Consider the following 13,515-nt stretch of genomic DNA (forward strand, 5'->3'; position numbering starts at 1 on the left):
GATTCGCGTATGCACGTAGCGTTCCTGGGCCCCGTGCACGCGGATCGCCCGTAAAGCAGCGGCTATCTGGTCGTCGCTGGTAAATATCGCACCACCGTCTCCGTAACAGCCGAGYGGTTTGCTCGGGAAGAAACTGGTACAAGCCAGTTGCGACAGGTTGCCGCTGCGTCGACCGCCATAGGTGGCGCCAAAACTCTGCGCCRCGTCTTCGATGACCGCAAGCTGGTGCTGGCTGGCCAAGGCATTGATAGCGTCCATGTCGGCGCACTGGCCGTACAGTGACACCGGAATGATGGCCCGGGTGCGCGGTGTTATGCGCTCGGCAATGCGGTCGACACTGATATTGCCCGTGTCGGGTTCGACGTCCGCAAACACCGGACGCGCGCCTGCCAAAACAATGACTTCGGCAGTGGCGATGAAGGAGAACGGCGTGGTAATCACTTCATCACCAGGGCCAATGCCAAGGGCCATCAGCGACATCAGCAATGCTTCGGTGCCGGACGCCGCAGTAATACAATGCGCCGCTCCTGTATATTCCGCCAGTTGCCGCTCCAGTTGAACCACTTCGGGTCCCATGATGTAGTGGCCGTGCTCGAGAACCCGAGCGATGTGGGCATCGATAGTGCTGCGCAATACCTTGTACTGCGATTTCAGGTCGGCGAATTCCATGTGATTATCCTTGGCCAGACGAAGCCGTGAATGCCGCCGACAGGATGGAGCACCGCCCTGCCTCCACCCTGTAGCGTTCGCCGCTCAAGTGACAGGTGGCATAGCCGTCGCTGTCGGGAACCAGGGATGCACCGTGCCGGCTGATCCAGCCGACATGGCGTGCCGGCACACCTGCCACGACGGAATAGTCGGCGGTATCGGACTTGACGACAGCACCGGCAGCCACCATGCCGTAGCATCCGATCGTGACGCCGCAGACAATGGTGGCGTTGGCACCGAGCGAAGCGCCACGCCGCACCAGGGTAGGACGGTATTCATCCTTGCGTACAATGGCGGCGCGCGGGTTGTAGACGTTGGTGAATACCACGCTGGGCCCGCAGAAGACATCGTCTTCCAGCGTCACCGCGTCATACACCGACACATTGTTCTGTACCTTGACGCCGCGCCCGAGGATGGCTGCAGCCCCGACGAACACGTTCTGTCCAAGGGAGCAGTTCGGCCCGATGCGAGCGCCCGCGCACACATGCGTAAAGTGCCAGATGCGGGTACCGGCACCGATCTGCGCGCCGTCGTCGACAATGGCGCTGGGGTGGATGAATTGCTCCATGTTCAATACTCCAGAGGCAAGGCGACGCGCTTTCCGTCACGCGCCGACAAGTAGCTTGCAATGAGCACCTCGAGCGACTTCAGGCCTTCCCGCCCATCCGTCTCCGGTGCGGCTTCTCCGCGCATGACCTTGATGACGTTGTCGTAGTAGAGTGGATGTCCGAAGCCATACACGGAGCTGGTCTCGTAACTGGCCTGCGCAATGCACTCATCCTCCGGGCGTTTGTCCGAAAATTGCCATTCCAGGATCTTGTTGACGGCCACTCCGCCGATCCGCACCGTGCCCAGCTCGCCGATGATCGTGATCGAACCCTCCAGATTGCGGGGGTAAGTGAGCATGGTGACGTTCATGGAACCGAGCGCGCCGTTGCGCCAGCGCACACTGATCACCCCGGTATCCTCGACTTCGATATCGCGCGCCAGGGTCGCCGTGTAGGCTTGGACCGACTCGATCGGGCCCACGATCCAGTCGAGCAGGTCAACGTAGTGGCTGGCCTGGTTCATGAATGCGCCGCCATCGAATTCCCATGTGCCGCGCCAACTGGCGCTGTCGTAATACTCCTGCGGCCTGGTCCAGAACACATTCAGGGTGACCATGTAAATGCGGCCAAACCGGCGCTGCTCGACCGCCCGTTTGAGCAGCTGCAAGGTTGCGTTGCGGCGATTTTGCTTGACCACGAACAGGTGCACGCCGGCCGCGTCGCAGGCTGCCACCATGCGCTTGCCATCCTCCCAGCGGGTGGCCATCGGCTTCTCCGTGATCACGCTGCGTCCGCTGGCAGCCGCCTCGATCGCCTGTTCAGCGTGCAGGCCCGAGGGCGTGGTGAGGATCACGCAGTCGGCATCGCACTCGGCCAGCATTTTGTGCATGCTTGCGAAAGGACGCGCACCGGTGAGCTGGGCCGCGGCCGCCAGCGCCACCGGGTCGGTATCGCACACTGCCGTCAACTGGCAGCGTTCGGCGTGGTGGGTAATCGCCTTGAAGTGATTCTGGGCGATCCGGCCGCAACCGACCAGCGCCAGGCGCAGGCGGCGTTCCCTCAAGGGCGCCGGTAGATCGTGCAGGGCGCTGCACACCGTAACCGCATCGCGCTTCATGCGTGCACCACATTGGTTGATTGATCGCGATAGACGCCACGGGTGTCGATGATCAGCTGGGCACTGTCCAGGATCATCGGATAGTCGAAGGCGGCGTGGTCGGTGGCGAGCAGGACCGCATGGAACCCGGCCACCGATTCGGCCGACAGTACTACGCTATCGAGGTCGAACTGATGTTCGCGCATGTTCGGGAAGTGGGGCACATGCGGGTCCGAATAGGCGATCTCCGCCCCTTTGGAGCGCAACAGCTCCATCAGTTGCACCGACGGCGACTCGCGCATATCGTCGACGTTTCGCTTGTAGGCGATGCCAAGAACCAGGATCTTGCTGCCCTTGATCGCGAGGCCGCGCTGATTGAGCGCGTCGCCCAGCTTGTCCACCACCCACTTGGGCATGTCGCTGTTGATCTCGCCGGCCAGTTCGATGAACCTGGTATGCAAGCCGAACTGTCGCGCCTTCCAGGTCAGGTAGAACGGGTCAATGGGAATGCAATGCCCGCCCAGTCCCGGGCCGGGGAAATAGGGAGTGAAACCGAACGGTTTGGTGGCGGCGGCGCGGATGACTTCATGGATATCGATCTGCATCCGGTCGGCGATGATTTTCATTTCGTTGACCAGGCCGATGTTGACGGCACGATGGATGTTTTCCAGCAGCTTGGTCAACTCGGCGGCGCGCGTCGACGAGACCGGTACAACGGTATCGATGGCGCCGCGGTAAAGCGCGAGTCCGGCCTGCAGGCAGGCTGGCGTCGTGCCTCCGCAAATTTTCGGAATGGTGCGCGTATCGAAATCCGGATTACCCGGGTCTTCGCGCTCGGGCGAAAACACGAGAAATACGTCCTCGCCCACTGTCCAGCCACGCGCCTGCAGACGGGGAAGCAGCTCTTCCTGGGTGGTGCCGGGATAGGTCGTGCTTTCCAGCGACAGCAGCTGCCCGAGCCGCATGTGCGGCACCAGCGCTTCCACCGTCGTAAGCACGTACGACAAGTCCGGCTCGCGGTAGGCATTGAGCGGCGTGGGTACGCAGATGATGAGTGCATCCGCCTCGGCAGCGCGGCTGAAATCGGTGCTGGCCTCAGCGCCGCCGCCACGCGCGCCTTCGATCCGTTGGCCGGAAATGTGTTCGATATAGCTGCGCCCCCGGTTGAACTTGTCCACCTTGGAATGGTCTATATCCAGGCCGAGCACTTTGTAGCCCGCGTCCGCAAAACGCAGCAGCAGGGGCAGACCGACATAGCCGAGACCAACAACGCCAATGGTGGCGGTGCGTTGGTCCAGCCTGGTGAGCAAATTGGCCAGTGGGAGTGAGCTCTCGTAGTCGCGCATGATGAGACCTTCTAGGAAACGGGGTTAAAGGAGCGCTAGGCGCGCACTATATTGTTAGGGTGCGAAACATCACGCTGGACAGCCGTGGTTACTGGCCTGGAGGGCCGTTCGGGGGCAGTACAGAATTCCGGCACCAGCGCAACGAGCGAGGCGTCGATCTGGCGGCGTTCATTGCTCTGGCATGCCAGGAGCAACTGCTTGATCCGGTGGGCCAGCTCCGGGCCGACCAGCGATGGCTCGCGTACCCGCATGATGGCCGGGTGTTCACTGGGTTCGGCGCCATCCCCGATCAGTAGTTCCTCGTACAGTTTTTCACCTGGGAAGAGTCCGATGAATTCGATCGCGATGTCGCCATCCGGGTTGCGCCCATTGCGTTCGGTCAGGCCGGACAAACCGATCATGGTCCTGGCCAAATCCAGGATACGGACCGGTTCGCCCATATCCAGCACGAACACCTCCCCCCCGCGCGCCATCGCGCCGGCCTGCACGACGAGTTGCGCCGCTTCGGCAATCAGCATGAAATAGCGAATGACGTCCGGATGCGTGATGGTGATCGGCCCGCCGCGCGCGATTTGCTGCTGGAACAGGGGCACCACCGACCCCGAGGAACCAAGGACATTCCCGAAGCGCACTATCGAAAACCGGGTGACGGTGCCGGGCACCGCTGCGGCGGCCTGGAAGACCAGTTCGGCAATACGCTTACTGGCGCCCATCACGTTAGTCGGGCGCACTGCTTTGTCACTTGATACCAGCACACAGGTCGCCACGCCTCCTTCATGGGCGGCCTGCGCGATCGCCATGGCGCCGAGCACGTTGTTGCGTATGCCTTCCACTACGTTCTCTTCCACAATCGGCACATGCTTGTAGGCCGCCGCGTGATAGATGGTATTGGTCCCAGCGCTTGCGATCACGCGTTTGAGCAAGTCCGCGTTGCACACGGAACCCAGGTGCGCATGCACTGCCACCTGGGGCCAGCGACGGCGCAGTTCGGCGGTGATGGTATATAAGGAAAACTCGGAATGATCGATCAAGTCCAGGCGTCCCGGCTGCAAGACACATAGCTGGCGGCACAATTCAGCGCCGATCGACCCGCCGGCGCCGGTGACCAGTACGTTCTTGCCCTCCACGCAGAGGCCGAACAGGCGCATATCGGGCGGTACAGGTATGCGCCCGAGCAGATGTTCGAGGCGTATTTCGCTCAGTGCGCCCCGTACCTCACCCTGTTCGTGCACCTCGAGCAGGTTCCGGAACCAGCGCACCCGGACGCCGGCCTGAACCAGCTTGCGGGTCAGCGCCCGCATCCGTAATGGAGAGCTGCTGGGCAGGGCGATCGCGATGGAGCCGATACCGTGCCGCGCGACCTGCTCCCGCAGCGCATCGACAGGAAACACCTCCAGGCCGGCCACACTGCGATGAGTGAATGCGCGTTTCTCATCAAAGAAGCAGACTGGCCGGAACTCCCCGCTGCTGGCCATGGCACGTGCCAATTGCGCGCCGGCTTCGCCCGCGCCATAGATCGCGACGGGCAGCGCGCGCGGCGTACGGCGCTGCTGGAGCAGGATCCTTACGCACAACCGTGACAACCAGAGATAGGTCATTGCTGCCGCACCGAAGCCAAGGGCCAAGGGCAAGGGTGCTTGCGAGCCAGCGCGGCTTGCACTCAGTCCCAGCCCTACGGTGAGCAACAACAGTCCAGCGCTGGCAAAGGCCAGGCTGCGCCAGACCAGATAGCGGGTTACAGAACGGTACAGGCGTGCAGTGGCCAGCGCGGCAAGGCCGCCGGCCACTGCCAGCGCTGTCAGCGCAATTTCCGCTACGGCCTGACCGCTGACAAGCTCCGCAAGCACCAGACAGGCAGCCAGCGCCAGGCTGTCGACACTAAGCATCAAGGCCAGTTTGGTAAGGCGGTCCAGAGCAACCAGGGATGCTACCAACTTCTGGCCAGTCCACTGCGATGTATCAATCATGGCATTCCCATTCAGTTCAGACAGCCGCACGGGTGGCGACCATGGCGTCGGTGCTGACCTGCTCTCAGCGCTGCCGCATCGAGCACCGCACTTCTTATTAACTTTTAATCAGTATCAAACCCACCATCTGCCTCAAGTTTGACTGTGCTCACTGTGCACCCGCTTTTTTCCGTTCCATGTCACAACCCCGGGAACCCGGCATGCCCGGCCACCCTCATCGCTGGGCCACTGCCTGTCCCCTGCTCTCGCCCAGGCGCGCTGCCAGGTCAGTGCATAGCACGCCCTGCGGTGCGATACCGGCCTGATTGAGGCGCAGTACAGCCTCTTGCAACTGGTCGGCGCGGGTTACGCCGGCCCGTGTCAGTACGAACACTGCACCGGCGTGGCTACCGATCGTCAGCGCGTCGGCACTGTCGAGCACGGGCGCCGAACCAATCAGAACCACGTCATAGCGGCTTGACAGGGTTTCCAGAAGCTGAGAGAAGTTCACGTGAACCAGCTGCTCGCCGCGCTCGGCCGCCCCCTGGCCACTGGCAATAAAGTCGACGCCATCGCTGACCTGGCGATGCAAGACGCTGTCGAGGGGCACGGAGCCGGCCAGCACGTCGTCCAATCCAGGCGTCGCGGGCAGCTGGAAACAGCGATGCAGGCGGCCACGAGCCAGATTGGCATCGAGCAACAACACGCGCTTACCAGCCGCACCCAGCAGTGCCGCCACATTGGACAATACAAACGACTGTCCCGAATGCGGGCCGGGGCTGCAGATGTGCACGATATTGTTGTGAAAATAGGGCATCGCATACATCAGTGCGGCGCGGAAGCTGCGCAGCCCCTCGACAGCGGGATCGGCGGGTGCTGACCACGCCAGCAGGCCGCGCCGCCGGCCCTGCACCGCACTACTGTGCGGAATGCTGGCGTACACCGCGCGACGGCCCAGCATGCTGGCCACGGCGCCAGAGTCGGTGATGGCGCCACGCCAGAAATGGCGCGTGACGGCAACCAGCAAGCCGAAGAACAGGCCTGTCACCGCGGCCAATGCCAGCGTGATTGCCGCGCGTGGCCGCACGGGGTGCTCCGGCACGTGCGCCGTGTCTACCAGGCGCACGTTGCTGACCCGGCCCATGGCAACGATGCGCAGCTGTTCTGCGGTTTTGCCGAGACTGCCAACCAGTTCGCTATACTGGTGGATCTCCCGCTGCAAGCGGCCCTGCTCCTGCTCGATCGACGGCAGGCTTTTGATGTAGGCGGTCTGCTCGGCCAGGCTCCGATCGAGGGCGGCCACTWGCTGGTCGAGGGCGACTATCTGGGGATGCGCGGGGGTGAAGCCAGCCAGCAGGTCGATGCGCTTTTGCTGGAGTTCATCGCGACGCTGGCGTTGCCAGGCGGTACGCTGGAGGGCGAGACGCGCCTCTTCGGCCAGGTCGATGCTTCCGTAGCGGCTGCGCAGCATGCGCAAGCGCTCCTCCGATTCCTCCAGCCGCTTGGCCAATGCCGGCAGCTTCTGGCTGACGAAATCGAGTTCGCTGCCAGCTTCTTCCCGCTTGCGCGCCAGATTCTGCTCTACGAAAGCTTGCCCGATGGCGGCCAGTATGCGGCCGGTCAAGCGCGCATCGGTGCCTTCCAGCCGCACATCGAGGATCCCTGACTGCTTGCCTTGCTCGTTCACCTGCAGGGCCTTCTGCAAGTCGTCCACTGCATCCTGGCGGGGACGGCGCCGCAATTCAAACTGGGCGCCAGGCAGCGCATCGAGCTGGCCTATGCGCAGGCGCACCTTGCCGGCACTCCCCTGCCCTTCCAGTTCTGTGCCTACCGGCCCTTCCAGCACTTTGCTGCCGGACGGGTCGTCGAGCCGGATACGCTGGCCGTTGAGCACCGTCAGGCGCAGCGGCTCGCCGAGCCACGCATCGGGTACCTCGAAGCGCACTGGCTGGAGCGTTTGTCGGCCCCACACGTAGCCGCCAACAACAGCCGCCGCCGCACGTCCGCCGTAACGCGCGCTCAGGGCACCGAGCATGGGGAAGTAGCGCGGCTGGCTAGTGACCGCAAGCTGAAGCTGGTCGACCGCCGCACCCACCACCAGCCGCGAGCGCAGCAGCTCGATTTCGGCCAGAGGGGCAGCCTTTTTGTCGAATGCGGTCGACAAGTCCGACACCATGTTTCGCTGTGCTGCCGGGCTGTCTTCTTCAACGCGGAACAGCATCGAGCTTTCGTACACTTGCGGCGTCCACATCAACCACACCAGTGCAGCCAGCAAAAAAGCGGCAGTGCAGCCGGCGATCAGGCCCGCGTGCTGAGCCATTAGTGTCACATAAGAGGCCAGATCCGGCGCGCTGCCAGCATTGGTGGTAGGCGGGGCCCGCAACGGGGTTCGTACTGGCCCATTGCGCGTATGCGGCGGCTGTGGAATCTGGATTTCGGCGGATCTGAGGTTAATGTGGTGCATTTTCGTCTCCTGCTAGGGCTTGGCGGCGCCGACGGCGGACGACAGCTCGCTCGGGAAAATAAGACTCAGCTTGCGGTGCCAGTTGGCCAGTGCCGACGGGGACACGTAAACCATGTCCTTGGGTTCGAGTTCGAACTGTTCGGCGATCGCCATGGCGCCCGGTGCGCGAGCATCAAGCTGGAAGACCTGGGGCCCGCGAGCGCTGCGGCGCACGACATATACCTGGCTAGGCTCGCTGGTGGCCGGATTCATGCCGCCGGATTCGCCTAGCGCCTCATTCAGGCTCATGCGCCCATCGTGCATGCTCAGCGCACGCGGGGTCTGGACTTCACCCGTGACAAACACCCTGCTTTGCTCGCGCGCGCCGACTTGCAGCCGGTCGCCGTGCTGCAGCATGATTGTTGAGGCGCTAATGTCCTGTCCGTTCAGTTCGCGCAGGTCGATCAGATAGCGTCGTCCGCTGCGTTCGAGCACCACCCGGCTACGGTCGCCAGTGGGCAGGACGCCACCGGCGCGGTGCAGGGCCTCAGGCAAACTCATAGGAATATCATTCACCGGGTAAAGTCCCGGATTCTTGACTTCACCATCGACATAGACGCGCTTGCTGCGGTAGCTCTGCACCGCGAGGGTGACGCGCGGAGATCGGAGGTACTTGCTGAGCGCCTGGGCCAGCGCGGCCGCGGCCTGGGTTTCGCTCAGCCCGGCCACCCGAACCATGCCGGCATACGGAAAGTGCAACATGCCGTCGTGGTCCACCAGCAGTGCATTACTGGTCCCGCTACCCGAAACCAGTGCGTCGGCCGCATTGGGTGTGGGTATAAGGGCCCTGCCGTTCAATTCGGGATGATCCCAAACAAATACCGTGAGCACGTCGCCAGCACCGATCAGATACACGGGGTTTGGCGTCCCCCGCAGGGCGGCCAGGTCGTCGATGCGCCGGCGTTCACGCTCTTGTTGTTGCGCATGCAGTAGGGGCTGATCGATCACGGTAAGCTCGGCTTGCCCGCCAGGATCCGTTAAGCGATCTGGTAGTGCGGCCGGTCCGGCACAGCCGCATGCCAATAGCGCAATCGCGAGCGCTCCAGTTAGCTGAAAATTCATTGCCATTCTCCTTCCGGATAACGAGGGCGGGATGCAGTCACGCCATCTTGATGTACCTAAACATCTTGGCAACACAAAGTGGGCTGGCTTTGACCGATCACAGGTTTCAAAGCCAAATTCTCCGGACCTAGTGGCGGACCTGCCGGTCGTCATCCGTTGCGATCGCGCTGGCCAGAGCTTCACGAGCCCGGGCAAGCCTACTGCGCACTGTTGTCACCGGACAATGCAATGCCCGTGCGATCTCGGCATAGCTGAGCCCTTCGAACTCGCGCAGCAACAGCGCGGAGCGCAGCTCGGGACTCAATCCGGCGATTGCGTCGGCCAGCATTTGTGCAAGTTCGCGGGTACTGAGCAAGGTCTCGGGGTCGTTGGTATCGACATGGCCCGCAATCCACTGCTGAGGCATGCCCCATTCGCCGCCGGCCCCGCTGGTGACAGCGCGGCGGCGTGCTTCTATCGCCTTGAAATCCGTCACCATGTTCAAGCCGATTCGAAACAGCCAGGTGGTGAATTTAGCGTCCCCGCGAAAATCGTCGATGGCGCAATAGGCCCGGATCAACGTTTCCTGCGCCACGTCTTCGGCATCGCTACGGTCCGGAAGGCGGCGCGCAACAAAGCGCAACAGATGATCCTGATATTTATCGACCAGGTCATTAAAGGCTGAGCGGTCGCCAGCCTTAATTCGAGAAATCAGTTGTGCGTCTGTGCTTGGAGCGGTCATGATCCGGCGTGTCCTGCCATCTGCTGTGAGAGTTGGGCCTGAACCGGGCGACTGTGCGGGCGGCTTGGCTAGCGCGCTGGCGGAAAACGGAACAGCGGGTCTTGCAGGGGCGACGATTGCGGAATCGCACTCTCTTGCCCGAGCAAACCGCGTAGCATCTGACTGACGGTATCCATCGCCAATGCGCTGATTTGCCCAGCACCGCTGATCGCGCCGTGGGCAGCCTGGAAAACAATGTCGTTTCCGAAAGAGTCGATTTCGTCAGCCGCCTCGGCCACGCCGACGACCGCGTCGTGGGCGATACGCGCCAGATCGCCGGCTGATGCGGCGCTGTGGCATATGAGGGACCACATGGTATGGAAAGCGGCCAGGTTGACGTCACCGCCAATCGCATGCACGCCAAGTACAATCCCTTTGGCGAGACTGCGAGCGATGAGATCCAGACTGGCCCCGGCGTGGTCAATTGCGCTGATGGCTTCGCTTACCACAGTGCCCACCAATTCGGTGGCACCGACACCGTTGTCGCCACTGGCAATCAGACTGTCGCTGACTGTGGCTTGAACCAGGTGTACGAGATCGCGCTGGATCCGCTGCACATCCTTGACATTGTTGAACACGCCAGTGTGTATGATCTTGCCGGCCAATTGGATGGGATCGGCATGTCGACGCATGCGCTGGGTTGCTGCGCTGCCTGGGGAGCGAGCCGTGGCACCACTGCCGCTCTGCTGTTTGTTCGGCCGTTTCATCGTCATATCCTTGTAGTGTCCCCGACGCAGGATGCGGCCGGTTCAAGACAAACACAGTAAGGACGGCAATGCCGACGAGCCACTGCGCGCCAAAGTGTGCAGCCAGTGTCGGCCGCAGAGCAGGCGCGCGCTTGCGCGACGTCAGTACGGGGAAAAATTGTCCCGGCCGCTCATAGGACAGGGCGAACCGGGACGAGGAAGGAAATGATGGTCACTGTCACGCACGCCCTGATGGCGCACGCGACAGGATAGAACGGATCAAGCTTAGTGCTGGTAGGCGCCGATGTCTGCACCCGCCCGGACGGTACCGCTAAAGTCTATGGTAGGCAGTCCAGAAGTGGTGCCGGTGCCAATGGCCGGTGAAGATTGCAGCAAGTGGAAGTCTGGCGTGCCAGTGCGGCTGTAGGATACAAAGCCCGGAGCGGTGCTAATGCCGGCCACGCTTTGTAGTCCGTTTTTCAGGCTCCAGTTATAGCTCGAGTTCTGGTAGACCAGATTATTGCTGTACGTGTTGTGGATGCCGGTCGAGCCCTGCTCCGAAATGCCGTAGCGATTGTCGTACACAATGTTGTTTCTCACATTGGTGTAGTCGTCCGGTCCGGCAGTGCGGTAGAAGTCGCCGCCGCCCACAATGATCCCCGTGTTGGAAGCCGCCACGGTATTATTTTCGATGGTCACGTGGTTTGCGTCGTGCCACAGGTGGATGCCGGCTTCGGCAATGCGGTAGACAATGTTGTTGGTCACGCTGCCCGACGTACTGATATAGATGCCCTGGATGAAGCTGCACCCGGCCGGCCCGATGTCGTGCACGAGGTTTGCATCCACCGTACTCATGACCCCGCCGTAGTAACTGTCGACCCCGATGCCCGAGCCGCCATTGCTGGTGCAGGCAACGTTACTCGCGATATGGTGCACGTGCATGTGCCGAATCGTGTTATACGACCCGCCGGTATAGATGCCGTACGACCACGGCGTGCCCGACTGTGTAGTCGTTCCGTCAATCTCGAAGCCATCGATCACGACATAATTGCCGCGGTTGTCCCACGCCGTATCCTTGGTCGAGCTGGCAGGCGGAACAATGCGAGCGCCCCAGCGTGTGGTCGACACATAGTAGATGGACTTGCCCGAGCTACCGCTGGCGGAAGTCTGAAATCCCCCCGCATAGCTGCCGGGTGCCACCCAGACGGTGGTGTCTGCCAACGCTACCTGGGCCGCGCGGGCGATGGTCCGGAATGGCGCACTGGCGGTACCAGGATTGCTGTCAGAACCGGTAGTGGCGACATACAGATTGTTGGCCGTCGCAGGGGTCTGGCTCTGGACGGGCGAGGTGGGCGAGGTGGGCGAGGTGGTGACGGGCGTGGTGCCGGTTCCTGTCCCTGTCCCTGTGGCGCCAAATTCGTACGCACCGATATCGAAGTTGCTGCCGGCGAATCGTTTAGCCCCGTCAAGGTCCGTCAGCGGTGCCGACGTCGCATTGCCACGGTCGATGGCTGGCGAGGAACTGCTCAGGTGATAATTTCCGCCTCCGGTCCGGACGTAGTTCACGAACGCCGGTTCGGCCGATACGGTGCCGCTGGCAAGCAGGCCGTTCTGGAGCTTCCAGTTGGCCGTTACGTTCTTGGCCAGCAAGTTGTTCGCATACACACTATGGGTGCCAGTGGCGCCCGTTTCGATGACGCCGTAGCGCCGGTTGTCGTAGACGATATTATTGCTGACGCGATTGTAGTCGCTCGGGCCGGCAGTGCGATAATAATCGCCGCCGCCAACGGAAATGCCGGTATCGGTATTGAACAACGTATTGTTCACCACGGTGACGCGGGTGGCATCATGCCACAGCCTGACCCCGGTTGCGCTGACGGCATACACCAGGTTGTTGCTCACAACACCGTTGGTGCTGAAATAAATACCGTGCATGGCGTCGCACACGGCCGGGCCGATATCGTGAATCACGTTTCCATCGACCGTGGCATTGACGCCGCCATAATAACTGTCCACCCCAATGCCGCCGCCACCACCCGCGGTGCACGCTGCTTTGCTAATGTTGTGAACGTGATTGTTGGCAATGCTGTCATTGGAACCGCCGTTGTAAATGCCTGTAGTCCAGGCAGTACCCTGCTGTGCCGCGCTGCCATCGATATCGAAGCCAACGATGTCAACGTAGTTGCCCCGGTTGTCCCAAGCGCTATCGGTGGCGGAACTCGACGGTGGCACAATTCTAGCAGCCCAGCGCGTATCCGACTGATAACGAATGCGCGCCGTTGCCGTCCCACTGGTTATTGTCCGGAAACCACCAGGATAGGTTCCCGGTGCGACGTGGACCAATGTACCAGGTTTGGCAAGTTGCGACGCCTTGGCGATCGTCTTGAGCGGAGAGCTCGCKCTACCCGAGTTGGTGTCGGAGCCTGTAGTGGCTACGTAGAGCTCGGCAATTGGTGTTGATACTACCGTTGCAAGCAGCTGAGCAGGTGCCGCTTGCGACACCTCGGTGGTGCTACCGCCGTTGTCGCTGGCGCCGCCGCAGGCGGTCAGTGCGATGGTGGTAAGCAAACCCACAATGTTGCTCGGCTTCGTTGCAAATGCGTTACATACCTTCATCAAATTTACTCCATCAAAAAGAAGATGCGAAAGCTTTGACGGAGCTCAACTAATTTCGTCCGGAAAATTTTCGAAAAAAAATTTTCCTGTTGCATGTTTAATCAGAAGGGTAGCTTTGCGGGAATCTGGTGTAAAGACGTATGAATTTTCTTTTTTTCTACACTGCAACCTCAAAAATCTGCGCGGGTACGAACGAAAAGGTCCCCTTGGCGGGCTTGAAGGACTGTCCTCACCGGCCCAGGGC

At 61.6% G+C, this 13,515-nt stretch carries 11 protein-coding genes; 1 reads left to right on the forward strand and 10 read right to left on the reverse strand.

The features are described from left to right. The 10 genes from AC1DYX_RS18735 to AC1DYX_RS18780 form a co-directional block, all read right to left on the reverse strand. A partial coding sequence (locus AC1DYX_RS18735; RefSeq protein ID WP_477261532.1) for a DegT/DnrJ/EryC1/StrS family aminotransferase occupies window positions 1–669 on the reverse strand: 669 nt, incomplete at its 3' end. A 4-nt stretch (window positions 670–673) separates the two neighbouring features. Continuing rightward, complete coding sequence (locus tag AC1DYX_RS18740) at window positions 674–1,276, reverse strand: acyltransferase (RefSeq protein WP_477261534.1); 603 nt, start codon at window positions 1,274–1,276, stop codon at window positions 674–676. Window positions 1,277–1,278: 2 nt separating this feature from the next. Continuing rightward, the gene (locus AC1DYX_RS18745; protein WP_477261536.1) at window positions 1,279–2,373 is read right to left on the reverse strand and encodes a Gfo/Idh/MocA family protein; all 1,095 of its coding nucleotides are present in this window, start codon (window positions 2,371–2,373) and stop codon (window positions 1,279–1,281) included. Further along, entirely contained in the window at window positions 2,370–3,698 is a 1,329-nt protein-coding gene (locus tag AC1DYX_RS18750; protein ID WP_477261538.1) for a nucleotide sugar dehydrogenase, read from the reverse strand. The genes AC1DYX_RS18745 and AC1DYX_RS18750 overlap by 4 nt, the downstream gene beginning before the upstream one ends. Window positions 3,699–3,733: 35 nt before the next feature. Continuing rightward, the gene (locus AC1DYX_RS18755; RefSeq protein ID WP_477261540.1) at window positions 3,734–5,665 is read right to left on the reverse strand and encodes a polysaccharide biosynthesis protein; all 1,932 of its coding nucleotides are present in this window, start codon (window positions 5,663–5,665) and stop codon (window positions 3,734–3,736) included. Between the two features lie 214 nt (window positions 5,666–5,879). After that, window positions 5,880–8,108 (reverse strand): GNVR domain-containing protein, encoded by a 2,229-nt coding sequence (locus tag AC1DYX_RS18760; protein WP_477261542.1) that lies wholly within the window; start codon window positions 8,106–8,108, stop codon window positions 5,880–5,882. A 12-nt stretch (window positions 8,109–8,120) separates the two neighbouring features. After that, on the reverse strand, window positions 8,121–9,209 hold the full coding sequence (locus AC1DYX_RS18765) for a polysaccharide biosynthesis/export family protein (protein WP_477261544.1): 1,089 nt from the start codon (window positions 9,207–9,209) through the stop codon (window positions 8,121–8,123). 127 nt (window positions 9,210–9,336) lie between these two features. After that, window positions 9,337–9,930, reverse strand: coding sequence for a sigma-70 family RNA polymerase sigma factor (locus AC1DYX_RS18770; protein WP_477261546.1), 594 nt, complete (start codon window positions 9,928–9,930; stop codon window positions 9,337–9,339). 68 nt (window positions 9,931–9,998) lie between these two features. Then, window positions 9,999–10,676 (reverse strand): hypothetical protein, encoded by a 678-nt coding sequence (locus AC1DYX_RS18775; protein ID WP_477261548.1) that lies wholly within the window; start codon window positions 10,674–10,676, stop codon window positions 9,999–10,001. Between the two features lie 264 nt (window positions 10,677–10,940). Further along, window positions 10,941–13,229 (reverse strand): choice-of-anchor Q domain-containing protein, encoded by a 2,289-nt coding sequence (locus AC1DYX_RS18780; RefSeq protein WP_477261550.1) that lies wholly within the window; start codon window positions 13,227–13,229, stop codon window positions 10,941–10,943. Between the two features lies 1 nt (window position 13,230). On the opposite strand from AC1DYX_RS18780, the gene AC1DYX_RS18785 reads away from it, so the two are divergent. Further along, the coding region (locus AC1DYX_RS18785) for a hypothetical protein (RefSeq protein ID WP_477261552.1) at window positions 13,231–13,515 on the forward strand (285 nt) is incomplete at its 3' end.

The sequence above is a fragment of the Massilia sp. P2_C2 genome (assembly GCF_056404615.1).